The 23,665-nt window shown below is 66.4% G+C and carries 25 protein-coding genes; 11 read left to right on the top strand and 14 right to left on the bottom strand.

Annotated elements, in window-relative coordinates; genetic code table 11:
* Positions 1 to 490 (top strand): SURF1 family cytochrome oxidase biogenesis protein (locus tag BACI349Y_RS10395; protein WP_328699853.1); only part of this gene is annotated, 490 nt, incomplete at its 5' end.
* Between the two features lie 434 nt (positions 491 to 924).
* Here BACI349Y_RS10395 and BACI349Y_RS10400 read toward each other — a convergent pair.
* On the bottom strand, positions 925 to 2,523 hold the full coding sequence (locus tag BACI349Y_RS10400; RefSeq protein WP_159632029.1) for an ABC-F family ATP-binding cassette domain-containing protein: 1,599 nt from the start codon (positions 2,521 to 2,523) through the stop codon (positions 925 to 927).
* A gap of 210 nt (positions 2,524 to 2,733) precedes the next feature.
* On the opposite strand from BACI349Y_RS10400, the gene BACI349Y_RS10405 reads away from it, so the two are divergent.
* Positions 2,734 to 3,798 carry a spore photoproduct lyase family protein gene (locus tag BACI349Y_RS10405; protein WP_159632030.1) on the top strand — a complete coding sequence of 355 codons (1,065 nt, stop codon included), beginning with the start codon at positions 2,734 to 2,736 and terminating at the stop codon, positions 3,796 to 3,798.
* Positions 3,799 to 3,822: 24 nt separating this feature from the next.
* Here the strand turns inward: BACI349Y_RS10405 and BACI349Y_RS10410 are convergent, their stop codons facing one another.
* A complete protein-coding gene (locus BACI349Y_RS10410; protein ID WP_159632031.1) occupies positions 3,823 to 4,836 on the bottom strand; it encodes a DUF808 domain-containing protein in 1,014 nt (337 codons plus the stop codon).
* A 96-nt stretch (positions 4,837 to 4,932) separates the two neighbouring features.
* On the bottom strand, positions 4,933 to 5,370 hold the full coding sequence (locus BACI349Y_RS10415) for a VOC family protein (RefSeq protein WP_159632032.1): 438 nt from the start codon (positions 5,368 to 5,370) through the stop codon (positions 4,933 to 4,935).
* Between the two features lie 151 nt (positions 5,371 to 5,521).
* Between BACI349Y_RS10415 and BACI349Y_RS10420 the strand changes: the two genes are divergently transcribed.
* Positions 5,522 to 5,722 (top strand): three-helix bundle dimerization domain-containing protein, encoded by a 201-nt coding sequence (locus BACI349Y_RS10420; protein WP_159632033.1) that lies wholly within the window; start codon positions 5,522 to 5,524, stop codon positions 5,720 to 5,722.
* Positions 5,723 to 5,758: 36 nt separating this feature from the next.
* Here BACI349Y_RS10420 and BACI349Y_RS10425 read toward each other — a convergent pair whose 3' ends face one another.
* Both BACI349Y_RS10425 and BACI349Y_RS10430 read right to left on the bottom strand, forming a co-directional pair.
* A complete protein-coding gene (locus BACI349Y_RS10425) occupies positions 5,759 to 6,322 on the bottom strand; it encodes a dihydrofolate reductase family protein (RefSeq protein WP_159632034.1) in 564 nt (187 codons plus the stop codon).
* A 78-nt stretch (positions 6,323 to 6,400) separates the two neighbouring features.
* On the bottom strand, positions 6,401 to 6,589 hold the full coding sequence (locus BACI349Y_RS10430; protein ID WP_159632035.1) for a hypothetical protein: 189 nt from the start codon (positions 6,587 to 6,589) through the stop codon (positions 6,401 to 6,403).
* Positions 6,590 to 6,804: 215 nt separating this feature from the next.
* On the opposite strand from BACI349Y_RS10430, the gene BACI349Y_RS10435 reads away from it, so the two are divergent.
* From BACI349Y_RS10435 to BACI349Y_RS10450, 4 genes are all read left to right on the top strand, one after another.
* Complete coding sequence (locus BACI349Y_RS10435; RefSeq protein WP_159632036.1) at positions 6,805 to 7,737, top strand: hypothetical protein; 933 nt, start codon at positions 6,805 to 6,807, stop codon at positions 7,735 to 7,737.
* 138 nt (positions 7,738 to 7,875) lie between these two features.
* Complete coding sequence (locus BACI349Y_RS10440; RefSeq protein ID WP_159635519.1) at positions 7,876 to 8,520, top strand: biotin transporter BioY; 645 nt, start codon at positions 7,876 to 7,878, stop codon at positions 8,518 to 8,520.
* 9 nt (positions 8,521 to 8,529) lie between these two features.
* Complete coding sequence (locus BACI349Y_RS10445) at positions 8,530 to 9,261, top strand: energy-coupling factor ABC transporter ATP-binding protein (protein ID WP_159632037.1); 732 nt, start codon at positions 8,530 to 8,532, stop codon at positions 9,259 to 9,261.
* Positions 9,258 to 9,881: an energy-coupling factor transporter transmembrane component T family protein gene (locus tag BACI349Y_RS10450; protein WP_159632038.1), complete on the top strand. Its 624-nt coding sequence runs from the start codon at positions 9,258 to 9,260 to the stop codon at positions 9,879 to 9,881. Before BACI349Y_RS10445 ends, BACI349Y_RS10450 begins: the two co-directional genes overlap by 4 nt.
* A 22-nt stretch (positions 9,882 to 9,903) precedes the next feature.
* Here BACI349Y_RS10450 and BACI349Y_RS10455 read toward each other — a convergent pair whose 3' ends face one another.
* Positions 9,904 to 11,082: a thiolase family protein gene (locus BACI349Y_RS10455; RefSeq protein WP_159635522.1), complete on the bottom strand. Its 1,179-nt coding sequence runs from the start codon at positions 11,080 to 11,082 to the stop codon at positions 9,904 to 9,906.
* A 4-nt stretch (positions 11,083 to 11,086) separates the two neighbouring features.
* A complete protein-coding gene (locus tag BACI349Y_RS10460; protein WP_159632039.1) occupies positions 11,087 to 12,493 on the bottom strand; it encodes a class I adenylate-forming enzyme family protein in 1,407 nt (468 codons plus the stop codon).
* A gap of 57 nt (positions 12,494 to 12,550) precedes the next feature.
* On the opposite strand from BACI349Y_RS10460, the gene ypfJ reads away from it, so the two are divergent.
* On the top strand, positions 12,551 to 13,432 hold the full coding sequence (gene ypfJ, locus BACI349Y_RS10465; protein ID WP_159632040.1) for a KPN_02809 family neutral zinc metallopeptidase: 882 nt from the start codon (positions 12,551 to 12,553) through the stop codon (positions 13,430 to 13,432).
* 141 nt (positions 13,433 to 13,573) lie between these two features.
* Here the strand turns inward: ypfJ and BACI349Y_RS10470 are convergent, their stop codons facing one another.
* The 6 genes from BACI349Y_RS10470 to BACI349Y_RS10495 are packed head-to-tail and all read right to left on the bottom strand — an operon-like array spanning position 13,574 to position 18,643.
* Positions 13,574 to 13,906: a metal-sulfur cluster assembly factor gene (locus BACI349Y_RS10470; protein WP_110543073.1), complete on the bottom strand. Its 333-nt coding sequence runs from the start codon at positions 13,904 to 13,906 to the stop codon at positions 13,574 to 13,576.
* 12 nt (positions 13,907 to 13,918) lie between these two features.
* Positions 13,919 to 14,713, bottom strand: a complete 795-nt coding sequence (sufC, locus tag BACI349Y_RS10475; RefSeq protein ID WP_159632041.1) for a Fe-S cluster assembly ATPase SufC — start codon at positions 14,711 to 14,713, stop codon at positions 13,919 to 13,921.
* A 42-nt stretch (positions 14,714 to 14,755) separates the two neighbouring features.
* On the bottom strand, positions 14,756 to 15,112 hold the full coding sequence (locus tag BACI349Y_RS10480; protein WP_159632042.1) for a non-heme iron oxygenase ferredoxin subunit: 357 nt from the start codon (positions 15,110 to 15,112) through the stop codon (positions 14,756 to 14,758).
* 20 nt (positions 15,113 to 15,132) lie between these two features.
* Complete coding sequence (sufD, locus tag BACI349Y_RS10485) at positions 15,133 to 16,374, bottom strand: Fe-S cluster assembly protein SufD (RefSeq protein ID WP_159632043.1); 1,242 nt, start codon at positions 16,372 to 16,374, stop codon at positions 15,133 to 15,135.
* Positions 16,374 to 17,837 carry a Fe-S cluster assembly protein SufB gene (sufB, locus tag BACI349Y_RS10490; RefSeq protein ID WP_159632044.1) on the bottom strand — a complete coding sequence of 488 codons (1,464 nt, stop codon included), beginning with the start codon at positions 17,835 to 17,837 and terminating at the stop codon, positions 16,374 to 16,376. The genes sufD and sufB overlap by 1 nt, the downstream gene beginning before the upstream one ends.
* Entirely contained in the window at positions 17,837 to 18,643 is an 807-nt protein-coding gene (locus BACI349Y_RS10495) for a helix-turn-helix transcriptional regulator (RefSeq protein ID WP_224026048.1), read from the bottom strand. The genes sufB and BACI349Y_RS10495 overlap by 1 nt, the downstream gene beginning before the upstream one ends.
* Before the next feature lie 144 nt (positions 18,644 to 18,787).
* On the opposite strand from BACI349Y_RS10495, the gene BACI349Y_RS10500 reads away from it, so the two are divergent.
* The 3 genes from BACI349Y_RS10500 to BACI349Y_RS10510 are packed head-to-tail and all read left to right on the top strand — an operon-like array spanning position 18,788 to position 21,472.
* Positions 18,788 to 19,756, top strand: a complete 969-nt coding sequence (locus BACI349Y_RS10500) for an ABC transporter ATP-binding protein (RefSeq protein WP_159632046.1) — start codon at positions 18,788 to 18,790, stop codon at positions 19,754 to 19,756.
* A complete protein-coding gene (locus BACI349Y_RS10505; protein ID WP_159632047.1) occupies positions 19,753 to 20,520 on the top strand; it encodes an ABC transporter permease in 768 nt (255 codons plus the stop codon). The genes BACI349Y_RS10500 and BACI349Y_RS10505 overlap by 4 nt, the downstream gene beginning before the upstream one ends.
* Positions 20,521 to 20,527: 7 nt before the next feature.
* On the top strand, positions 20,528 to 21,472 hold the full coding sequence (locus BACI349Y_RS10510; RefSeq protein WP_159632048.1) for a COX15/CtaA family protein: 945 nt from the start codon (positions 20,528 to 20,530) through the stop codon (positions 21,470 to 21,472).
* Positions 21,473 to 21,544: 72 nt separating this feature from the next.
* Here BACI349Y_RS10510 and BACI349Y_RS10515 read toward each other — a convergent pair.
* Positions 21,545 to 23,665 (bottom strand): SulP family inorganic anion transporter (locus BACI349Y_RS10515; protein WP_159632049.1); only part of this gene is annotated, 2,121 nt, incomplete at its 5' end.

The raw sequence follows: 23,665 nt of genomic DNA on the forward strand, positions 1-23,665 counted from the left end.
CCCTGACTCCGTGCCCGCCCCGCCCTCCGGTGACGTGACCGCCGTCGTCCGTTTGAAGCATGGTGAGCCGGAGCTGCAGCGCGGGGCACCCGAGGGGCAGCTGGCATCCATTGACCTTCCCACCTACTCAGCGCAGCTGGGTTATCCCCTGATGACGGGTGCGTACGGCCAGCTGGCCTCGGAAACGCCGGCGCCGGCGGAGATGCCGGTTGCCTTCCCCAAACCGTCCACTGACGAGGGGACGCACTTGTCCTACTCGCTGCAGTGGTTCGCTTTCGGGGTCCTGATGTTCGTGGGCTTCGGCTACGCGGCCCGGCAGCAGGCGCGTAACGCAGCGATCGACGCCGAGGACCAGGACGAGCCGGAACTGGACGGAGCGGTCCACTCCGCCGTCCAGGCCGCCCGGCGCCAGCCCGCACCGCCGCGCAAGCGTAAGAAGGCGACGGCCGAGGAGGAAGAAGACGCCCTCCTGGACGCGCAGGGGTACTAGGACGTGGAGAAGCACGACGGCGGTCCCTTAGCCAGTTGCGGTTCTTCCGTCCGCTTCGCAACGTGCGTGATTTCCCGCGTGCTGGCTCGTTCCTCGCCTTTGACGCACGCTACGTAAATCACCCACGCTGCTGCGCTCGTGCCAGGCAAGCCAGCGCGAACGCCAAACGGGTCACCCCGACCTGACCAGCCGAACCCGGCAACGATAGTGGAACCACGCGGCCTGCGAGTGGTCAAGGCTTTGCGTGCTGAGTAACAGCCTCTTCAGCTGCCACGACTGCGTGGGGCAGGAAGTGAGGTGTCTTGAACTCCTCCGGAGGCTCAAGCGCCAGCGGCCGGGTGATTTGCGTAGCTTGCGTCAGAGGCGAGGAACGAGCCAGCAAGCGGCAAATCACCCGGCCGGGGGTGCGAACGCAGCCCTCACTCTCAGGACAACTAGGCCAGGGTGATCAGGTCCAGGTAGTCCTCGTTCCAGAGGTCTTCCACGCCGTCCGGAAGCATGACGACCCGTTCGGGGTTCAGGGCCTCGACAGCACCTTCGTCGTGGCTGACCAGCACGACGGCGCCGGTGTAGTTCCGGAGCGCGCCGAGGATTTCCGCGCGGCTGGCGGGGTCCAGGTTGTTGGTGGGCTCGTCGAGAAGGAGCACATTGGCGCTTGAGGCCACGATGGTGGCCAGGGCCAGGCGTGTCTTCTCACCACCGGAGAGCACGCCTGCGGGCTTGTCTACATCGTCGCCGGAGAACAGGAATGAGCCCAGGATGCCGCGGACCTCGGCGTCCTTCATGTCCGGCGCGGACGAGCGCATGTTCTCCAGCACGGTGCGGTTGTGGTCCAGGGTTTCGTGCTCTTGGGCGTAGTAGCCCACCTTGAGGCCGTGGCCCGGGATGACCTCGCCGGTGTCCGGGGTATCCACACCCGCAAGCATGCGCAGCAGGGTGGTCTTGCCGGCACCGTTGAGGCCCAGGATGACCACCTTGGACCCACGGTCGATGGCCAGGTCCACGTCGGTGAAGATCTCCAGCGACCCATAGGACTTGCTGAGCCCGTCCGCGGTGAGCGGGGTCTTGCCGCAGGGTGAGGGGTCCGGGAACCGCAGGGCTGCCACGCGGTCCTGCTCACGGACAGCTTCCAGTCCGCTGAGCAGCCGTTCGGCACGCTTTGCCATGTTCTGCGCGGCAACAGCCTTGGTGGCCTTGGCCCGCATCTTGTTGGCCTGGTCCATGAGGACCTGCGCCTTCTTTTCGGCGTTGGCCCGTTCACGCTTCCGGGCCCGCTCGTCAGTCTCGCGCTGCAGGAGGTAGCGCTTCCAGTCCATGTTGTAGAAGTCGATCTGGGCGCGGTTCGCGTCCAGCAGGAACACCTTGTTGACGGTGGCTTCAAGCAGGTCGGTGTCGTGGCTGATAACGATCAGGCCGCCCTGGTGGTTCTTCAGGAAGTCCCGCAGCCAGGCGATGGAGTCGGCGTCGAGGTGGTTCGTCGGTTCGTCCAGGAGCATGGTCTCGGCATCCGAGTACAGAATGCGGGCCAGCTCCACGCGGCGCCGCTGGCCGCCGGAGAGCGTCTTGAGCGGCTGGTTCAGCAGCCGGTCAGGGAGGGCAAGGTTGGAACAGATCGAGGCTGCTTCGGCCTCGGCCGCGTAGCCGCCCGCGGCCAGGAACTCGGATTCCAGCCGGTCGTACCGGTTCATGGCTTTGCGCTGGACGTCGGCGTCCTCGCTCGCCATTTCGTCGTGCGCCTTGCGCAGTTTGCCGACGACGATGTCCAGGCCGCGGGCGGAAAGGATCCGGTCCCGCGCCAACTGTTCCATGTCGGGGGTCCGCGGGTCCTGGGGCAGGTACCCGATTTCTCCGCTGCGGGTCACCTTGCCGGCGGCGGGCAGGCCTTCGCCCGCGAGGACACGGGTCAGCGTGGTCTTGCCCGCACCGTTCCGGCCCACCAGGCCGATCTTGTCCCCTTTGTCGATGCGGAAGCTCACCTGGTCCATGAGGAGCCGGGCACCGGCGCGCAGTTCAAGATCCTGGACAGTAATCACAGCAGGTAAGGCCTTTCACAACAGGGAACGCCACGGTCCGCGCACTGTGTGCGAAGGGACGCTGGGGCAGAGTGGCCGGAGAACGGCACAATCCAGTCTACCGTCCGGCGGGCCACGCCAGTTTCAGCAGCAGAAACTTCCGGCCGTCCGGTGATGGCGCCGTGGGCTTAACTGCCGGCTGCGCCCCGGAGGTTCAAGCAGAATGGGGTCATGGAATTCGATCGGCTGCTCCAGATCCGGCGTATTTACGCACAGCCAGCCGCCCTGGAGCTGCCCCGTGGCCGGGAGATTGTCGCGCGCTGGCCTGACGCCGACGTCGTACTGGTGGACAGCCATTGGAACATCCCGGACCTGCACGGTGACGAAACCAACGTGCCGCGCTGGTCCCGGATCAAGACGGAGGCACTGGTCCTGGGGATCAAAAAGTCGCTGACCGTCAAACCCAATGGGCGCTCGGCGGACTTCATTGCACCTTCCACTGCGAACGGCTGCGCCATGGCGTGCGCCTACTGCTACGTTCCGCGGCACAAGGGCTACAGCAATCCAATAACGGTGTTCGCCAACATCGACCAGATCGCGGCGACGCTGGAGCGGCACGCCACCCGCCAGGGGCTCAAGCTGGAGCCCAACCAGTGCGACCCGGAACTGTGGGTCTATGACGTCGGCGAAAACAGCGACTGTTCGGTGGATGCGCTGCTCAGCCCCAACGTTGAGGAACTTGTGGGGCTTTTCCGCGAACTGCCCAACGCCAAGCTGTCCTTCGCCACCAAATTCGTCAACCAGGAAATGCTGGCGTGGGACCATGGCGGCCACACCCGGATCCGCTTCTCCCTGATGCCGGCGGACCTGGCCAAGTCCATTGATGTCCGGACGTCGCCGGTCGTGGAACGGCTGGCCGCGATCAATGACTTTGTCGACGCAGGCTACGAAGTGCACGTGAACTTCTCCCCCGTCGTCATCACCGACACCTGGCTGGCCGACTGGGAAGCGCTGCTCCGCCAACTCGATGCGACGTTGACGGAGGCAGCCAAGGCCCAGCTCGCGGCGGAGGTCATCTTCCTGACCCACAACGAGCAGCTGCACGAGGTCAACCTGGGCTGGCATCCGCAGGCTGAGAACGTCCTGTGGCGCCCAGACCTCCAGGAATTAAAAACCTCGTCCAACGGTTTCAACAACGTCCGCTACCGGTCACGGGCCAAGGCCGGTTACGTGCGGCAGCTGACCGGGCTGATCCAGGACATCGCACCGTACTGCCGCATCCGCTACGCGTTCTGAAACGCGCGGCCGGTGCGGCACCTGTCAGTCTCTTGGCTCGGCGGGCCCGTGGCCGCCATTCCCGGCAGACGCGGCCGCCTCATTGTGGCCGCCCTTGGCCTTGCCGAACGGCAGCACTTTCAGAAGCGGGCCCACCACCGCCAGGACGATGAGGCCCCAGACGAGCCCGACGACCGTTGAGCACAGGGTGTTGACGAGCCAAGCCAAAAGACCGCCGACAACCGCGACCCCTGCCACCGGGTGCTCCAGCGCGTGGACCAGGTCGTAGGGTGCGTGCCAGCCGAGGTCATGCGCGCCCTGCAGCATGATGTGGCCGCCAACCCACAGCATGGCGATCGTTCCGACGAAGGTGATGGTGGCCAGCACGGCGGGCATGCCCGTGACCAGCAACCTCCCGAAGCGCTTGGAGCGGGGAGAGTCCTTGGCAGCCAGGTGCACACCGATGTCGTCCATCTTGACGATGAGCGCGACGGCGCCGTACACGAGCACGGTGATGGCGAACGCCACCAGGACCAGGATGAACGCACGGACCCAGATGGATTCTGTGGCCACCTCGTTCATGGAGATGACCATGATCTCGCAGGACAGGATGAAGTCGGTCGTGATGGCGCCCTTGACGACCTTGGCCTCGGCGTCGTGCCCGCGTTCCACCGCCGGCGCTTCGTCCTCCTCGTGGTGGCCGCCGCGGAGCTTGTGCCAGACCTTCTCGGCGCCCTCGTAGCAGAGGTAAGTGCCGCCGAGCATGAGGATGAACGGGATGATCCAGGGGATGAAGGCGCTGATGAGCAGCAGGGCGGGCAGGATGATCAGGAGCTTGTTCCGGATGGAGCCCCAGAAGATCTTCTTGATCATCGGCAGTTCGCGTGACGGGTCCGCACCTGAGACGTACTGCGGTGTGACCGCGGCGTCGTCGATGACTACCCCGGCGGCCTTGGCCCCTGCCTTGGCTGCACCGGCGGCGACGTCATCCACTGATGCTGCCGCGATGCGGGCCAGGGCTGCGACGTCATCCAGCAGGGCTACGAGGCCGCCGCTCACAGCTGGCCCCCGCGAATCTTGTGGTCAGGGCGTTGAGCATTGGGGGCTGGGTGCGTGATGGGCATATTCGGAGTATATTGCAGCCCGCCTGCAGGCTCAGCCCTTCGTCAGGTCCTCCGCGAACATCACAATGATGCCGCTGGGGCCCCGGACATAGCTGAGCTTGTAGGCGTTTTCGTACGTTGCCACGCCACGCAGGGGATGGCAGCCGTGCCTTGCGGCGATCTCAAGTGCGTTGCCAATGTCGTCAACGGAGAAGGCAACGCGGTGCATGCCGATCTCGTTGGGCAGGGTGGGCTCAGTCTCGATCGCGTCGGGGTGGATGTATTCGAAGAGCTCGAGGCGGCCCTTGCCATCCGGTGTTTGGAGCATGGCTATCCGGGCGTGGTTGCCGTCGAGACCGACGGCGGTATCGGCCCATTCCCCGCTCACAGTCTGGCGGCCCAGGACAATGAGCCCCAGGTCGGTAAAGAAAGCGATCGCCTCTTCCAAATCGCGGACCGCGATGCCTACATTCTCGAGTTTGATGGGCATGGGCCACACGGTACCAAGCCCGCATTGTCCGGGTCGAGGCCCGCCCACCACCGGACGCGGGCGCTCTGCGGCACCCTGGCGTTGGACTTTTTGCTTGCCACCCTAAATACTAGGCAGGCTAGTTAAGCTGGACTTCGACGAAGAGGTGGGCATGGAGCGCGGTGAGGAACAACAAGCACTGATATCCGTCATCAACACGCTTGCGGGCAGGTTTCCCGGACGTTCCCGGACGGACGTCGAAGACGCCGTCTGCGAGGAATACTCCGCCTTCAACGCCGGCCCCGTGCGGAGCTTGGTACCCAAGCTTGTGGAACGCGCTGCCACCAAGCGTCTGGAAGGCGGACGGCTGTAAAGGTGATTTCGGGACGTCCCAATCCATCCGGGGAACTCAGCGCGTGGCCTGGTACCTGGTCAGGACCACGCCACCAGGAAATGTCCGGGTCTCTACCAAGCCCAGGTTCATCCTTCCTTCCAGGGCCGTGAAGTACGGTGTGCCGCCTCCCAGCAGGACCGGATGCGTGACGGTCACGTACTCGTCGATCAGCCCGGCCCGGATGGCCGCCGCGGCGAGTGTGGCACCGACGATGTCCATGGGACCGCCCTCGCCGGCCTTGAGGCGGATGATTTCGGCGACCGGATCGCCGGTGACCAGGCGTGCATTCCAGTCGACGGTGCTGATCGTCGAGGAGAACACCACCTTTGGCATGTCGCGCCAGCGGTGGGCGAACTCGATCTGCGCCGGTGTGGCGCCAGGATGCTGGTCGGCGGTCGGCCAGTGCGAGCTCATGGTCTCCCAGAGTTTGCGGCCGTACAGTGCCAGGCCCGTCGCTGCGACCCGGTCGGACCACCATTGGAACAGCTCATCGCTCGGTACGCTCCAACCGAGGTCGTCGCCGGGCGCTGCGATGTACCCGTCAACGCTCACATTCATGGCGTAGGTCAGTTTCCGCATGGCGTCAGTCTCCCGTGCGCCGACAGCCTCTGTACAGACCAGCAGAGTTCGTGTTCGGTTGGGCAGGCGCTCCCGGGATCAGTCCCAGCCAGCGGCCCGCCGAACAGCCACTGCGAGCTCTACGGCAGGAATGTCGGAGGAGTCCAGAACCAGGTCATCGATCTCTGCAGCTTCAAGAACTTTTGACAACTCGTTGACGTGGTCCAGATGCCACGTGAGGCGTTCAGGATCGTCCCGATGGCGGAAGCGCAGGCGTGACTCCAGCACCTCTGGACGAGCCTTCCAACGCCGACGGTTCCATTCACGAAGATCGAATCCATGACCCGATCTTCCCAGCCAGAGCACAAACTTCACCCGTCAACGCTGCCTATGATCCGAAAAGCGCGTTTCTCCTCAAGATTCCCAGCCGGAGCCCGGTGGAAATGCGGAAATTCCGTAGACTGACCCTTTCCAGCTGTCCCGGCCCCCGAGAGCGAGCAACTGTGGGTATCTTCAAGAGGAAATCTCCGGAAGCGGAGACACCTGACTCCGCCCTGACGTTCTTCACCCATTCCAAGGCCGGCGAGTTCCGGGCCACCGCGCGCGAAGTCTTCGCCGAGGCGGGACTCGAAGTGGAGGTCCACCCGGGCCATGCCGTCGACGGTTCCGGACGCGAATTCGGCTTCTGGAACATCGGGGCCATTTGCTATGAGCAGCCCCAGTCCATGTGGCGCGGCTTGATCGCCGACCATCTTGAACGCGTACTGGCGAGCTTTGAGGCACCCGATCCGTTCGGCGTCCTGGCCCCTCAGGACGTGCAGAGCCGGACCTTCGGCCGCCTCCACGACGAGGCAAGCATCCCGGGGATACAGAGCTACCCACACAGGGAGTTCGCACCGGGCATTGTCGAGATGCTCGCCCTCGACCTTCCAGACACCGTTGCAGTCTTCAACCATGACAACGCGAACAGATTTGGCGGCTGGGAAGCCCTCCAGGGACAGGGCATCGAAAACCTCCGCCGTCTGGAGATCGAACAACTCGAAACCCTCCCCGCGCCTGGAGGGGGCACCTTCAATGCCCTCCTGGGTGAATCTGTTTACACCGCAAGCCGCGCCCTGCTTCTGCCGGGTCTGGCCACAGAACTCACTGGCCGGCGCGCTGTAGAAGATTTTGGGTGGCTGATGAGCATCCCGAACCGGCACCAGGTTGTCTGGCACATCGTCGAGGACGCCACCGTCGTCCCAGTGCTCAACGGAATGGCACGGTTCACCGCCATGGGCTACGCCGACGCGGCCGGGTCGGTGAGCCCGCACGTCTACTGGTGGAACGGCACGGGTTACGAGCAACTTACCCAGGTGCAGGACGACGGCACGCTCACCATCCACGTCAGTCCAGGCTTCCAGGCCGTGCTCCGCTCCATGACAAGGGACGGATAGCGCGGCGCGGCCCGCTTGTGCCCACCCGAAAGCACCCACACGCTCCCTTAGTAGGACCCCTACAAAATGGTCCCTGTTCCGCCCCGGTAGCGTCGGCTGTACATTAGATTCCGCTTGTACAACCCCGACAGGACCATCATGGGCAACACCGAGACCACCACAGAAACCAGCAAACGGACGGAGCGCCGCCGCTGGAACGGCACCGATCTGGGACTGATCGCCGTCTTCGCCGCCCTCGTTGCCGGCGCAGCCCTGGTGCCGGGACTGGCCCTGAACGGCTTCGGCGTCCCCATCACCTTCCAGACCCTTGCCGTGATGCTCACCGGCCTGGTGCTGGGCCCCGCCCGCGGATTCGCCGCCGTCGGACTTTACACCCTCCTGGGCCTGGCCGGCCTGCCCATCTTCAGCCAGGGCCGCAGTGGCCTGGCCATCCTTGCCGGGCCCTCGGCCGGCTACATCATCGCCTTCCCCATCGCCGCCGCCGTGGTGGGTTGGCTGGCCACTGTGGTCATCCGGCGGACCACGAAGGCACGCGCCCTGTGGTTCTTCCTGGCCGCCACGGTCACGAGCGTTGTCTTCGTGCACACGCTGGGCGTCCTGGGAATTGCCCTCAACTCCAAGGCCACCCTGGAGCAGGCCTTCCTCAGCGACCTGGTCTTCTACCCGGGAGACATCATCAAGAATCTCCTCGCCGCCGCCGTCGCCGTCGCCCTGCACCGGGCCTTCCCCGACGTGCTGGTCCGCCGCGTGCGCCGACGCACCCAGCCCACCCAAAGCGCCTAGGGACAACGCATGCCGGCAGTAACGTTTGAACAGGTGGGTGTCGCCGTCGACAGCGAAGACTCCCCGCAGCCCAAGGTCCTCCTGGACGCAGTCAGCCTCAGGCTGGACGAAGCCCGGGTGGGCGTCATCGGCGCCAACGGATCCGGCAAATCCACGCTGCTGCGCCTCATCAACGGACTCGTCCAGCCCACCAGCGGCACCGTAACGGTCGACGGCGACGACACAGTAGGTGCCGTCCGGAAGGTCAGGCGCAACGTGGGGTTCGTCTTCACCGATCCCCTCTCCCAGCTGGTGATGCCCACCGGACGGGAAGACGTGGAACTGTCCCTCCGCCGCTCAACCAAGAACGGTGCGGAGCGGCGGCGGCTGGCAAACAAAGCCCTCGAACGCCTGGGCCTGCTTCACCTGGCGGACCAAAGCATCTACGAGCTGTCCGGCGGCGAACGGCAGCTGATGGCGCTGGCCGCCGTGCTTGCCCTTCAACCCCGGGTGCTGGTGCTGGACGAGCCCTCAACCCTCCTTGACCTGCGCAACCGCGAGCTGCTCCGCAGGACCCTCGCGGACCTGGACCAGCAGATCATCATGTCCACCCACGACCTTGACCTGGCCCTGGACATGGACCGGGTCCTGGTCATCGACCAGGGCCGCGTCGCCTTCGACGGCGCCCCGGCGGATGCGGTGGCGGCCTACCGCTCATGGTGCCTGCAGGGACTCGACGCCACAGGGCGGGATTCCACATGAGGGGCCACGGCTTCCTCCTGGCAAACTACGTGCCCGGCACCTCACTGGTACACCGGGCGCCGCTGGCCCTGAAGTTCCTCCTGGTTATCGGTTCGGGCCTGCTTTCCTTCCTCATCGTGGACTGGCGCATCTCCGCGGCGATCCTGGCCGTCCTTTGCGGCCTGTTCCTCGCAACAGGCGCGGGGTTGAAGCGGCTGTGGCACGCCGTCCGCCCGCTGGCCCCCGTGCTCCTGGTCATCGGACTCTTCCAGTGGTGGCAGCTTGGCGGACCAACAGCGGGCCGGATCGTGCTGAACATCCTGGTCTGCGTCGTGGCAGCGTCCCTGCTCACAGCCACCACGCCGATCCAGCGGCTCCTGGACGGTGTGGTCCACCTGGCGCGGCCCTTCAAAAGGTTCGGCGCCGATCCCGAACGCTTCGCGCTGACCATCGGCATAATGCTCCGCAGCATTCCCTTCATCGCCGGCACCTTCGCCGACGTCCGCGACTCCGCCAAGGCCCGGGGACTGGAGCGCAACCCGCGCGCGCTGGTCCTGCCGGTCTTCATCACGTCCGTGGCCTACGCCCGCCAAACAGGTGAGGCACTGGCCGCCCGCGGCCTGGGCGAAGCGGAAGACTGACCGGCGGGGACGCCAGGCGGCGTTACATCCGCCGGTATTCCAGGAGCGCCGCCGTGCCCATGCCACCGGCCATGCTGATCATCGCCAGACCCAGGGCACCCTCGGTGTCCGCCCGCCGCGCCTGGGCCAGCAGCCGGGTCACCAGTACGGCACCTGACGCACCGTAGGCGTGCCCCAGCGCCAGCGCCCCGCCGTCGAGGTTTGCCCGGCCGGGAGCGATGCCCAGCTGGTCGAGGCACGCGAGCGTCTGCGAAGCGAACGCCTCGTTGAATTCCACCAGGTCCACCTCGTCCGCTTTCACGCCTGCAGCAGCCAACACACCCCGCGCAGCCGGAACAGCGCCCATCCCCAGCACCTGCGGAGCCACCCCGGCGGTACCCGTGCCGCGCACCAGCAGGGCATCACGCACCCCCAGTCGGCGCGCCCGCGCAAGGGACGTTACGACGACGGCGGAGGCAGCGTCTGCGTCAAAGCAGGAGTTTCCGGCGGTGACAGTTCCTCCTGGCACAAAGGCGGCAGGGAACCGTGCCATGACTGCAGGGGTCAGGCCGGCCCGCGGGCCGCCGTCCGACGAGACGGTCCCCGCGGGGGTCTCCAGCGGCACGAGTTCATCCATGAAGCGTCCGTCCCGGATGGCAGCGAGGGCTTTCCGGTGGCTGGCCAGCGCGAAGTCATCCTGGCGTTCGCGGGCAACACCGTACTCTTCGGCCACCGTTTCCGCGGCCACGCCCATGTCAGGGTCCCCGAAGCTGTCCGGCACGAACTGGGCGCGGCGGTAAAACTCCGGGCCGCCGTCGTCCTTCCTGTGCGCCCGCAGTGGCGCGGTACTGGTGCTCTCCACTCCACCGGCTAAATACAGTGGTCCGCCGCCGGCCGCCACCAGTCGGGCGGCAAGGACGATTGCATCCAGGCCTGAACCGCACTGCCGGTCAACGGTGATCCCAGGCACGCCGGCCGGCAGTCCCGCCTCCAGCAGGGCAAGCCGCGCGACGTTCCCGCCCCCGCCCACGGCGTTGCCGATAACGACGTCGGTGACGGACGTGGGATCCAGCGGCACTTCGGCCACCAGCTTCCGGAGGACCGGAGCCAGGAGTTCGTGGGCGCGCAGGTTCCGCAGGGCGCCGTTGACGGGGCACACGGGGGTCCGGCGCGCGGCGATGATGACCGGCTGGCGTTCGGGCGGCAGGAGGTCAGGCGGCAGCAGGTCAGGCGCCAAGGGCACGCACCCTGGGGTCGCGGGCGTTGATCCACTCCAGCAGGAGGTTCCGGCTGACCTTTCCGCGGTCCGTGGTGGGAAGCTCCTGGAGCAGGTAGTACTGCAAGGGCCGCTTGTGCCGGGACAGGATGTCCTCCAGTCCGGCCCGCAGCTGGGTGGCAGAAATTCCGCCGTGGGACGGCACCACACCAGCCACCACACGCTGGCCGCGCAAGTCATCGGCCATCCCGGCGGCGACAGCTGCCGCAACCCCGGGAACGGCGGCCAGCGCCAGTTCCACCTCGTGCGGGTAGACGTTCCTCCCCGCTGTAAGGATCATGTCGGCACGCCGGCCAAGGATGTGCAGCTCACCGTCCGCCAGGTAGCCCTGGTCCCCCACCGTGTACCAGTCGCCGAAGGACCGCAGCGCTTCGCCGTCGTCACCCCACAGGTAGCCGTTGCTCACCATGCCGCTGCGGACGCAGATGTTGCCGTAGCCGCCGTCGGGGACGGGTGCGCCGTCGTCATCGAGGATCCGGACGTCGACCCTTGGAAACGGCCGGCCGATACCGGTGCCGCCGGCGGTCGCAGCCTGGCCGGGGGCCAGGCCCAGGCCGGAGACGAAACTCAGTTCGGAGGCGCCGTAGTACTCGTAGATGGTGGCATTGGGAGCCCAGCGCCTGGCCGCTTCGAGGGTGCGGGCATCAAGCTTGGAACCGGCGCAGATGATGGTCCGCACGCCGGAGGCATCGACGCATCCGGTCATTCCGCGTTCGCTGAGCATCCGCAGAATGGTGGGCACCAGGACCAGCCGGGTGACCCGGTCGTGGGTGATGGCCGCATGGACGTCGCCGACGTCGAACGTCTCCAGCGTCTGGAACTCCGAACCGGCGTACAGGCACTCAGCCAGGGCGTAGAGGTTCAGGCTGGCGGCCAGCGGACCGGGTGCCAGGGTGACGTCATCCTGCCGAAGCCCGAAGAACTCGATCGAGGCGTCGAAGGATTGCTGCCAGGACTGCCGGGAGCGGGTGAACGCTTTGGGTACGGCCGTGGTCCCGGAGGTGAGGCCGATCAGGAAGCTGGAGTCCGGCGGCCCGTCCGCCAACTGGTCATCCGGGGACACCGGGGCCGGACCGGCGCATGCTTCCACCCGCCGGATGATGTCTTCCTGCAGCGGGGCGGACCACGCCGGATCCAGGACGGCGCATTGCCGGCCGCCCGCCACGGCGGCCGCGAATTTCACGGCAAAGTCCACGGAATTGGCCTCGCACAGCGCCGTGACGGACTTGGTCCCGGCCACCAGTTCAGCGGCGGCGTCCCGCAGCTGCTCCCAGTCCAGGCGGCGTCCGGCGATCACGACGGCGGTGTCGTGCGGCCGCTGCCCGGCCCAGCGCTGGAGCTTGTCGAGGAAAGGCACGGATCAACTCTACCGGCCGGGCGGATTGAGGGCCCGGCCCGCGGGTAATGTGATGTTATGAGTTTCAATGACAACGTTCAGCTGGATCCCTCGCAGGTCCAGGACCGCCGGGGCATGGGCACCGGGGTGAAAGTGGGCGGCGGCATCGGCGGCGGCCTGGTCCTGCTGGTTGCCCTCCTCCTGGGCATCAACCCCAACCTGCTCGGGGGCCTGACCGACGGCGGCAACGCCGGGCAGTCACAGGGTACGGCGCCGGCCTGCAGCACCGGCGCTGACGCCGACGCGAGGCTGGACTGCCGGATCACGGGCACCGTCAACAGCCTTAACGCCTTCTGGCCCGGCTACCTGAAGCAGTACAACGTGCAGTACCCCCGGCCTGAAGCGGTCATCTTCAGCGGCGGCACCAACACCGCATGCGGTTCCGCGACCTCCGAGGTGGGCCCCTTCTACTGCCCCACGGACACCACGGCGTACTTCGACCCCGGGTTCTTCCAGGAACTCGTGGACCGCTTCGGGTCCTCCGGCGGCCCCCTGGCGCAGGAGTATGTGGTGGCGCACGAGTTCGGCCACCACGTCCAGAACCTGCTCGGTGACCTGAAGCGGGCGCAGCAGGATCCGCAGGGACCCGAGTCCGGTTCCGTCCGCACCGAACTGCAGGCTGACTGCTACGCGGGACTGTGGGCCAAGTACGCCTCCACCACGCCGGACCCGGCCACGGGACAGCCGTACCTGGAGCCCCTCACCCCGCAGGATGTGAACGACGCATTGTCCGCCGCCGCGTCCGTGGGTGACGACCGCATCCAGAAGGCCGCCACCGGCCGCGTCTCCCCCGAAGGCTGGACGCACGGCTCCAGCGAGGAACGCCAGCGCTGGTTCTCGCGGGGCTACCAGTCCGGCGACATCAACCAGTGCGACACGTTCAGCGCCGCAACCCTCTAACCCGGCTCACCCCCATCGATTGCTGAGTAATTGCCGTTTTGAGAGGTCATAACGACATTTACGGAGCAATCGACGGACCGACGACGACGGCCGGTCACCTTCGTGGAGAAGGTGACCGGCCGTCGTCGTACTTCAGGTTTGTCAAATGTTGAAGCCGAGGGCCCGCATCTGGTCCTTGCCGTCATCGGTGATCCGCTCAGGACCCCATGGCGGCATCCATACCCAGTTCAGGCGCCAGTCGTCCACAACGCCGTCCAGGGCCTGGCCCACCTGCTCCTCGAGCACATCGGTGAGCGGGCAGGCGGCGGTGGTGAGCGTCATGTCGATCAGGAGCGCGCCGTCCTCGTCGGAGTACTTCAGGCCGTACAGCAGGCCGAGGTCCACCACGTTAACGCCAAGCTCAGGATCGATGACGTCCTTGAGCGCCTCTTCGACGTCCTCCAGGGCCGTACGGCCCGGCTTGATTTCGGTCATGACAAGTCCTAACTAGGCCTGTACTGCGGCCTCGGCCGCGATGGTAGCTGCGCCGGCGCCCTTTGCGTAACGGTCGTAGCCTTCTTCCTCGAGACGGTCGGCCAGCTCGGGGCCGCCCTCCTCGACAACCTGGCCATCAACGAACACGTGGACGAATTCAGGCTTGATGTAGCGCAGGATACGCGTGTAGTGCGTGATGAGCAGCGTGCCCATGTTGCCCTCAGAGTGTGCGCGGTTGACGCCCTCGGAGACGATCTTCAGCGCGTCGACATCCAGGCCGGAGTCGGTCTCGTCCAGGACGGCGAACTTGGGCTTGAAGAGTTCCAGCTGGAGGATCTCTACGCGCTTCTTCTCGCCGCCGGAGAAGCCTTCGTTGACGTTGCGCTGGGCGAAGTCGGCATCGATGCGCAGCTTCTCCATGGCATCCTTGACGTCCTTGGTCCAGGTACGAAGCTTGGGTGCTTCGCCGTCAATTGCGGTCTTGGCGGTGCGCAGGAAGTTGGTCATGGTGACACCCGGAACCTCTACCGGGTACTGCATGGCCAGGAAGACGCCTGCACGGGCGCGCTCGTCAACGCTCATGGCCAGCACGTCCTCGCCATCCAGCGTGATGGTGCCGCTGGTGACGGTGTAGCGCGGGTGGCCGGCGATGGTGGAGGCCAGGGTGGACTTGCCGGAGCCGTTGGGGCCCATGATGGCGTGCGTCTCGCCGGTCTTGATGGTCAGGCTGACGCCCTTCAGGATCTCCTTGGTGCCCTGCTCCGTCTCAATGCTGACGTGCAGGTCCTTGATCTCAAGAGTTGACATGCTCTTCTTTCTTTTCGCTCGTAAGTCTGATGCTGCGGGCGCTCAGTAGTTGTCTACTGCTGCACCGTTCAAAACGTTGGTGACGTCCACGTAGACGTCGTCTCCGTCGAGTTCGACGGCGAACACCGGAACAGGATCGTAGGCGGGAAGCTGCAGTGGCTGGCCGCTGCGCAGGTCGAACTGGGAGCCGTGGCCCCAGCACTCGATGGCGCAGCCTTCCACGTCGCCCTCGGACAGGGAAATGTCCGCGTGCGAGCAGGTGTCTCCAATGGCGTGGATGTCCCCCATAGAATCCCGCACGACGGCTACGGGGTAGCCGTCGATCAGGATCCGCAGCGCCTGCTTGACCTGGATGTCATTGGCGCTGCAAACCAGCTCGCCCTTGGGTGTGCCGCTCATACGTTCCTGCCTGCCTGTCCCTAGTAGTCGATTGCCGCGAGTTCGCGTTCCACAGCCTCGGTCAGGCGCTCTTCGAGGGCCGGGACCTTGATCTGCTGGATGATCTCGTTCAGGAAGCCGCGGACCACCAGGCGGCGGGCAACATCCTCGGGGATGCCGCGGGCCATCAGGTAGAACAGGTGCTCGTCGTCGAACCGGCCGGTGGCACTTGCGTGGCCGGCGCCCTCGATCAGGCCCGTCTCGATCTCGAGGTTGGGCACGGAGTCCGCGCGGCAACCGTCGGTGAGTACCAGGTTCTGGTTCTTCTCGTAGGAGTCGGTTCCCTCAGCCTGCTTCTGGATCAGCACGTCGCCAACCCACACCGTGTGCGCACCCTTGCCCTGCAGCGCGCCCTTGTACAGGACGTTGGACTTGCAGTTGGCCACGTTGTGGTCCACGAAGGAGCGGTGCTCGAGGTGCTGGCCCGCATCGGCGTAGTACAGGCCCAGGAGCTGCGTCTCGGCACCTTCCCCGGCGAAGCGGACGTTGGAGTTCAGGCGCACAATCTTGCCGCCAAGCGTTACGGCAATGTGCTTGTATACGGCGTCCTTGGCAACCTCGGCATCGTGTTGTGCCAGGTGCTTGGCGTCGTCCCCCCACAGCTGCAGGGAAACCACCGTGAGGTGGGCGCCTTCGCCGACCAGGACCTCAACGTTGCCGTTGTGGTCTGCGGTGCCGTCGTGCTCAATGATCACGACGGAGCGGCTGTTGACTCCGGCTTGGATCACCACGTGGGAGTTGGTACGGCGTCCTGCAGCGTTGCCTGTCAGGACCAGTCGCACAGGCTCGTCCAACTCGGCGTTCGCAGGGATGGAGATGAGCTGGGCGTCGCCGGCGTTCGCGGAAGCCACGACGGCGGCCCGATCGGCGGGGACGAGGGTGGAGCCACGGGGGGCCTCACCTTCGCGAAGGGTCCGCTGGACCACGGATGCGGGCGCCTCGACCGAAAGGCTCAGGGCGCCGGCCTCCGACGGGGTATCGGACAGCAGGTTGGCCAGTTCGCGCACCGGGGTGAAGCGCCATTCCTCTTCCCGGCCGTTGGGCAGGGCGAAGTCGGCCACGTCATGGCTGGTGAGCCGCTCGGCGCGGGAGGCCATGACCTGGGTGCCGTGGCTGTGGTGGCGGTCAACCTTGGAGGCGACCAGGTGCTCGCCTTCCTCGGTGAAACCGGCGATCGACGGTGCGCCGATGCGCGCCTTCTCGGTAGTTGCTTCGGCAGTCATTAACCGACGGATCCTTCCATCTGGAGTTCGATGAGGCGGTTCAGCTCAAGGGCGTATTCCATGGGCAGCTCGCGGGCGATCGGCTCAATGAAGCCGCGCACGATCATGGCCATGGCCTCGTCCTCGGGCATGCCGCGGGACATGAGGTAGAAGAGCTGCTCCTCGCTGACGCGGGAAACGGTGGCCTCGTGTCCCAGCTGCACATCGTCCTCGCGGATGTCGATGTACGGGTAGGTGTCCGAGCGGGAAATGGTGTCCACCAGGAGCGCGTCGCAGCGCACGGTGTTGGCGGAGTGCTTGGCTCCTTCCCGGACCTGCACGAGGCCGCGGTAGGCTGCACGGCCGCCGCCGCGGGCCACCGACTTGGAGACGATGGAGCTCTTGGTGTTCGGCGCAATGTGCACCATCTTGGAGCCGGTGTCCTGGTGCTGGCCCTCGCCGGCGAACGCGATGGACAGGGTCTCGCCCTTGGCCCCTTCGCCTACGAGGTACACGGCCGGGTACTTCATGGTGACCTTGGAGCCGATGTTGCCGTCCACCCATTCCATGGTGGCGCCGGCTTCGCAGACCGCGCGCTTGGTCACCAGGTTGTACACGTTGTTGGACCAGTTCTGGATGGTGGTGTAGCGGACGCGGGCGCCCTTCTTCACGATGATTTCCACCACGGCGGAGTGCAGCGAGTCCGAGGTGTAGATCGGCGCCGTGCAGCCTTCGATGTAGTGGACGTAGGAGTCCTCGTCGGCGATGATCAGGGTCCGCTCGAACTGGCCCATGTTCTCGGTGTTGATGCGGAAGTACGCCTGCAGCGGGATGTCGACGTGGACGCCCTTGGGTACGTATACGAAGGAACCGCCGGACCACACTGAGGTGTTCAGCGACGCGAACTTGTTGTCGCCCACCGGGATCACGGTGCCGAAGTACTCCTGGAAGATCTCCGGGTGTTCCTTCAAAGCGGTGTCGGTGTCCAGGAAGATGACGCCCTGGGCCTCGAGGTCCTCACGGATCTGGTGGTACACCACCTCGGACTCGTACTGGGCGGCAACGCCGGAAACGAGGCGGCTGCGCTCGGCTTCCGGGATGCCCAGCTTCTCGTACGTGTTGCGGATGTCCTCCGGGAGGTCTTCCCAGGTGGCAGCCTGCTTTTCGGTGGAGCGGACAAAGTACTTGATGTTGTCGAAGTCGATGCCGGAGAGGTCTGCACCCCAGGTGGGCATGGGCTTGCGGTCGAAGTACTTCAGGCCCTTGAGGCGGAGGTCGAGCATCCATTCCGGCTCGCTCTTCTTGGCCGAGATGTCCCGGACTACCTCTTCATCGAGACCACGCCGTGCATTGGCGCCGACGTCGTTCTTGTCAGCCCAGCCGTACTCGTAGTTGCCGATGCCGTGGAGCTCGGGATTCTTCTCCAGAATCTCCGAGATCACAGTGTTTTCGGCTACTGCTTTCTCTGATAGTTGGTCCGTCATCACGGCCTTTCTTGCTGATGGTTGGTTACTTCGTCCAGGCGGGCGGGGGCTGCCGCCGGCGCGGTGGCCGGTCTGGCAGACAGCCTGCCTGTGGGAATGTGGGTGGTGCAGACGTGGCCACCACGGGCCAGGGTGGAAAGCCGGCGTACGTCCACTCCCACCAGCCTCGAGAAGACTTCCGTTTCGACGTCGCAGAACACCGGGAAGCGGGCGGCGAGCTGCTGGATGGGGCAGTGGCCCTGGCAGAGCTGCACGCTGGAAAGCGCCGCGGGCAGGGGTGCCTTGGCCTCGATGGAGGCGGCGGATGCCACGAAGTTGTCGCGGCTGAGGGCGGCCGACAGGGCGGTGGCGCGGTCCCTGATGTCCGGACCGGCTTTTTCCATTTCGGGCGCGTAGCGCCGTTCCATGTCCGCGAACCGCTCCTCGGCGAACGCCCGTACGGCGTCGGGGCCGGCCACCTTCTGCAGCTGCTGGAGGGCAAGGGCTGCAATGTCCAGGTAGTCATTGCCCAGGCTGGACTGGCCCTGCGAGCTGAGGACGTAGCGGCGTGCGGGCCGGCCGGCACCTGCTCCCGGCTTGGCAACCCGCTTGACCTCGATAATGCCGGCCCGGGACAGGTGGTCGAGGTGGCGCCGGACAGCGGCCGGGGTGAACCCCAGCATGTCCCCCAACTCGGCCGCACTGACGGGACCGTGTTCCAGGACGGCAGCAAGGACCCGGTCCCGGGTGCGCTCGTCGGCGTCCGCCACAGGACCGGACGCGGCGGGACCCGGCCCGGCAACAGGCACAGCGGTAGCGTTGGTCATGGAATACACAACACAATCATGTCGTAATTTAGTCTCGTGCTCCAGTAAGGGCAGGCTGACCTTGGCCGGCTGCACGCAAAACTCCAAGGATAGGGGACCTTCCTGACGGACGGCTCCATATACTACATCCCGTAGAATACTGTGGTGCGATCCCCCCAGTCCCCCGTCCTGTCCATCCATGGGCTCATCAAGGACGTAGGCCCCCTTTCCAGCCTGGACGGAAAGATGCTCAGGGTTGTCAGCGGCGTCTCCCTCACCGCGGAGCGCGGGCAGGTCACCGCCCTGCTGGGCGCGAACGGCGCCGGAAAGACGACGACCCTTGAGTGCGCCCAGGGCCTCCAGAAGCGCAGCGGCGGCAGCATCTCGCTGCTGGGCCAGGACCCCGCCATGGCAGGCGCCGACCTGCGCTCCCGCGTCGGTGTGATGCTGCAGGACGGCGGGCTTCCGCCCTCGGCCAGGCCACTGCCACTGTTGCGGCATATCGCCGGGCTGTACGCCCGCCCCTGGCCGTTGCAGGACCTGGTGGGCCGGCTCGGCATCGATACTTTCAGCCGCACCAGCGTCCGCCGGCTGTCCGGCGGCCAGAAGCAGCGCCTGGCACTTGCGGCAGCCCTGATCGGCAGGCCCGAAGTCCTGTTCCTGGACGAGCCCAGCGCCGGCCTGGACCCGCAGTCCCGCCAGCTGGTGTTCGACCTGATTGCCGAACTGCGCGACGGCGGCATGGGAATCATCCTGACCACCCACCTCATGGACGACGCCCAGCGCCTTGCGGACTATGTGTACATCATCGACGGCGGCCGCAACGTCGCCGAAGGAACCGTCCATGAGTTGCTGCAGCGCAGCCCCGTGGCGGACCACGCCGGCGAGCACGTCCGGACCCTGGTGTTCGAAGCACCCGCCGGGCTGGACCTGGCTGCCGTGCTGCCGGACGGCGTCGACGTCTCCGAAACCCGCGCGGGCAGCTACGCCGTCACCGGTGCCCTCACGCCCCGCCACCTCTCTGCGCTTGCCCAGTGGTGGGAAGCAAAGGACATCATGCCGGCGTCGATGAGCCTCCAGGCGCGTAGCCTTGAAGACGTCTTTTTGGATATCTCGGGAAAGGACATCCGATGAGTACCGCAGCGATCCGGGAGACGCAGCAGCCCGCGTCCCTGCTGCGCCGCGTCCTCCTGCAGGGCAAATACGAGGCACTGACCATGCTGCGCAACGGCGAACAGCTGATCCTGGCCGTGGTGCTGCCCCTGCTGGCACTGGTCGGCCTGACGGTGACGCCCTTCCTGGACGGAATGGGCTCCAGCCGCATCAACGTGGCCGTTCCGGGCATCCTGGCCCTGTGCGCCATGTCCACGGCTTTCACCGGCCAGGGCATCGCCACCGGCTTCGACCGCCGCTACGGGGTGCTCCGGTTCCTGTCCACGACGCCCCTTGGGCGCGGCGGCCTGATCGCCGGCAAAGTTCTCTCGGTGCTGGCCGTCCTCTGCCTCCAGGTAGTGGTGGTGGGCCTTGTTGCCCTGGCGCTGGGGTGGCAGCCGACGGCGGCCGGCTGGCTCCCCGCGCTGGCGCTGCTGGCACTGGGCGCAGCGGCTTTCACTGCCCTGGGGCTGCTGGTGGCCGGAACCGTCCGGCCGGAAGCGACGCTGGCGATCACTAACCTGCTGTGGATCCTCCTCGGTGCCATGGGCGGGATCGTCCTCCCGGCCGAACGGCTGCCCGCCGCGGCGCAGGCCGTAGTCCATTTCCTGCCTTCCGGCGCCCTCGGTGAATCGATGCGCGCCGCTTTCCTGGGCGGGGCCGTGAACGGCGGCGCCGCCCTGATCCTGCTGCTCTGGACAGTCATTGCCGGAGCCGCAGCCATCCGTTGGTTCAAGTGGAATTGAGATAATCGTGACCACGGCTTCACGCCTTCCCCAGCTTGCCGGCCGCCTGGCGTCGCGGCTCCCCCGCACGGTGGACGTACGCATTCGCCGCCTCGCCGTCGCATCCCTGATCGGCCAGACGCTTCTGGTGGTCACGGGCGGCGCTGTCCGCCTCACGGCCTCAGGCCTTGGCTGCCCCACCTGGCCCCGCTGCACCTCGGACTCGATTGTGAACACTCCCGAGATGGGCATCCACGGCTTCATCGAGTTCGGCAACCGGCTCCTGACCTTCGCGCTGGCCGCTGTGGCCGCGCTCATGCTGGTCTACTTGTGGAACCTGCGGAAGGAACGCAAGGACCTCTTCCTGCTGGCCCTCGGACTGCTCGCCAGCATCCCAGCACAGGCCGTCATCGGCGGCGTTACCGTGCTCACCAACCTCAACCCGTGGGTGGTGGGCCTGCACTTCCTGGTGTCGATGGCCCTGGTGGTGTTCTCCACCCTGCTGGTGAACCGCGCCTTCGGCCGGACCGGCCGCTTCCCCGCAGGCCGCCCCGCGGAACTGCCGGCCGTGCTGCGTCCGGTGACGGCCGCCGTCGCACTCTTCTCCGCCGTGGCCGTCATGCTTGGCGTCGTCGTCACCGGCGCCGGTCCGCACGCCGGTGACGCTGACGCCCCCCGCAACGACCTCGACTGGGACCTGTTCTCCCACATCCACGCCGTACCGGCCTACCTGGTGACGGCGGGCACCGTGGTGGCCTTGGTGCTGGTCATTCGCCGCCGCATTTCGGGACCGTTCCGGACGGCAGTCCTGATGCTCCTGGGCGTTACCGTGCTGCAGGCCATCATCGGGTTCACGCAGTACTACAACGGCATTCCGGCGTTGCTGGTGGCAGCGCACATGCTCGGCGCGGCGCTGCTCATGGCAGCCTCGACCAATACCTGGGACATCGCGCGGTCCAGCAAGGTGAAATAGCCTCCAGCGCATCTGGCGCCAGGCGCCCCGGTCCACGTCAGGACCGGGGCGCCTCCCTTTTAAGTCCGCTGGCTAGCGGCCGGCTGCGGCGACGCTGCCCTGGCGGCCGGCGCCGAAGGCAGGTTCCAGGTTCTCGATGCCGTCGGCGGAAACCTGAAGGACCCGGGCCGTGGCAATGTCATAGAAAAGTCCCGTGGCCTGGACCGTCCCATCGGCCAGTGCGGGGCCGGCCACCGGATGGTCCTGGAGCTTTGCCAGCTGCACGGCCACGTTGACCATCGAGAGCTGGTCAACGGTCCCGTAGCCCGCTGCGGCGGCCTGCTTGCCCACCGGGTGCCCAGCCAGCAGTGCCGCATAGCTGGGCCGGGCGTGGTCCAGCCACTGGGTGAACGCCGGGCCCAGGGAACTGTTGTCTCCGCTGTCGGCTTCCGCAAGGAGCGCGTTCATGGCACCGCAGTTGGAGTGCCCGCAAATGACCAGGGACTGCACCCGCAGGCGGTTGACGGCAAAGGACAGGGCCGAATCAATCGAGGCGTCCCGCCCGTGGCTGCACACCACGTTGCCGATGTTCCGCAGCGTGAGCAGATCTCCGGGGCCGCTGCTGGTGATCAGGTTCGGGTTGACGCGGGAATCGACGCAGGCCACGAACAGGCTGTCAGGGTTCTGGCCTTCCGTCAGGTCATGGACCAGCGGACGGACCTGGTGGGCAAACCGGCGGTGGTACTTGTTGACCCCCACCAGCAGGGGTTCCTTCCGCGGCGGGAGCGGCAGTTCGGTGGCTTCCTCGCGCCTGGGTGCCTGGTGACCGGCATCCTGGAAAACGGTGTTGCCGTGTTCCTCAAGGCGCACGGTTCCACCGGTGGCCTGGTGCTGCAGCTGCCAGGCGAGCAGGGCTTCACGGAAAGAGTGGTCGACGTAGTCCGCGTTCAGCTCCACCACCACGTTCCTGCCGGCCGGTACAACCTGGAGAACGGGGTTGAGCTTTGGCAGCGCGAAGAAGCTGCACGAACCGGCGATCGTCACGCGCCAGGGCGACGACGGGGCGGCCGGCGGGTGGGCATGGATCTGGGCCCGCAGGACACGCCAGAGGACGTTGGCGGCGGCAAGCGCAAGGCCGATCATGACGCCCTCAAGCAGGTTCAGGAACACCACGCAGACCAGGGTCACCGCATAGATCGGGAGATCCCCGGTCCGCAGGCTGGTGCGGATGTCCGCCACTTTGATCAGGCGGGCACCGATCACCACCAGCAGGCCGGCCAGGACAGCCAACGGAATCAGCTGGATCAGACCGGAGAAGAGGGCCGAGAACGCAAGGATCCACACCCCATGCAGCACCGCGGACGTGCGCGTGGCCGCGCCCGCTTCCACATTGGTGGCGCTGCGCACGATCACACCCGTCACCGGTAGGCCGCCCAGCGACCCGGAGAGGATGTTTGCCGTACCCTGCCCAATAAGCTCCCGGTTGAGGTTTGTCCGCGGACCGGTTTGCATCTTGTCCACGGCCACAGCGGACAGAAGGGACTCGATACTGGCGATCAGCGCCATGGTCATGACGGCGAACGCGAAGGCGCGCCAGTTTCCGTCAGGGAGCTGCGGCAGGGCGATGGCGTCGACGATGGACCCGTCCAGGGATATGCGTTCAACGCCGGGCGCAAAAGCCACGGACAGTGCGGTTCCTGCCGCGACGGCGGCCAAGGGCCCGGGAATCCGCCGGACAGCGGCGGGCAGGAACTTCCAGCACAGCAGGATCGCCACGACGGCCAGCCCCAGCAGGGCCGCGTGCAGCTCGAGGTTGGTAATGGCCGCCGGGAGTCCGGCGAGGTTCTCCAGGGCGGATCCGGCGGGCCGGGACCCGAGAATCACGTGCAGTTGTTGCAGGATGATGGTGACGCCGATGCCGGCGAGCATGGCCTTGACCACTACCGGCGACACCGCCAGGGCGGCCCTTCCCACCCGGCTGAAACCCAGCAAAAGCTGGACGACGCCGGCGGCCGCGGTGATGGCGCAGGTCACCTGCCAGCCGAATTCCTGGACGAGGCCGGCCACGACGACGGTCAGTCCGGCCGCCGGTCCACTCACCTGGAGGGGTGAGCCGCCGAGGCTTCCGGCCACGATCCCCCCGATGGTGGCGGCGATAAGTCCCGCCATGATGGGCGCCCCGGAGGCCGCTGCAATCCCCAGCGAGAGCGGGAG

Source organism: Arthrobacter sp. 8AJ (genome assembly GCF_902506025.1).
In the GTDB taxonomy this organism is placed as follows: domain Bacteria; phylum Actinomycetota; class Actinomycetes; order Actinomycetales; family Micrococcaceae; genus Arthrobacter.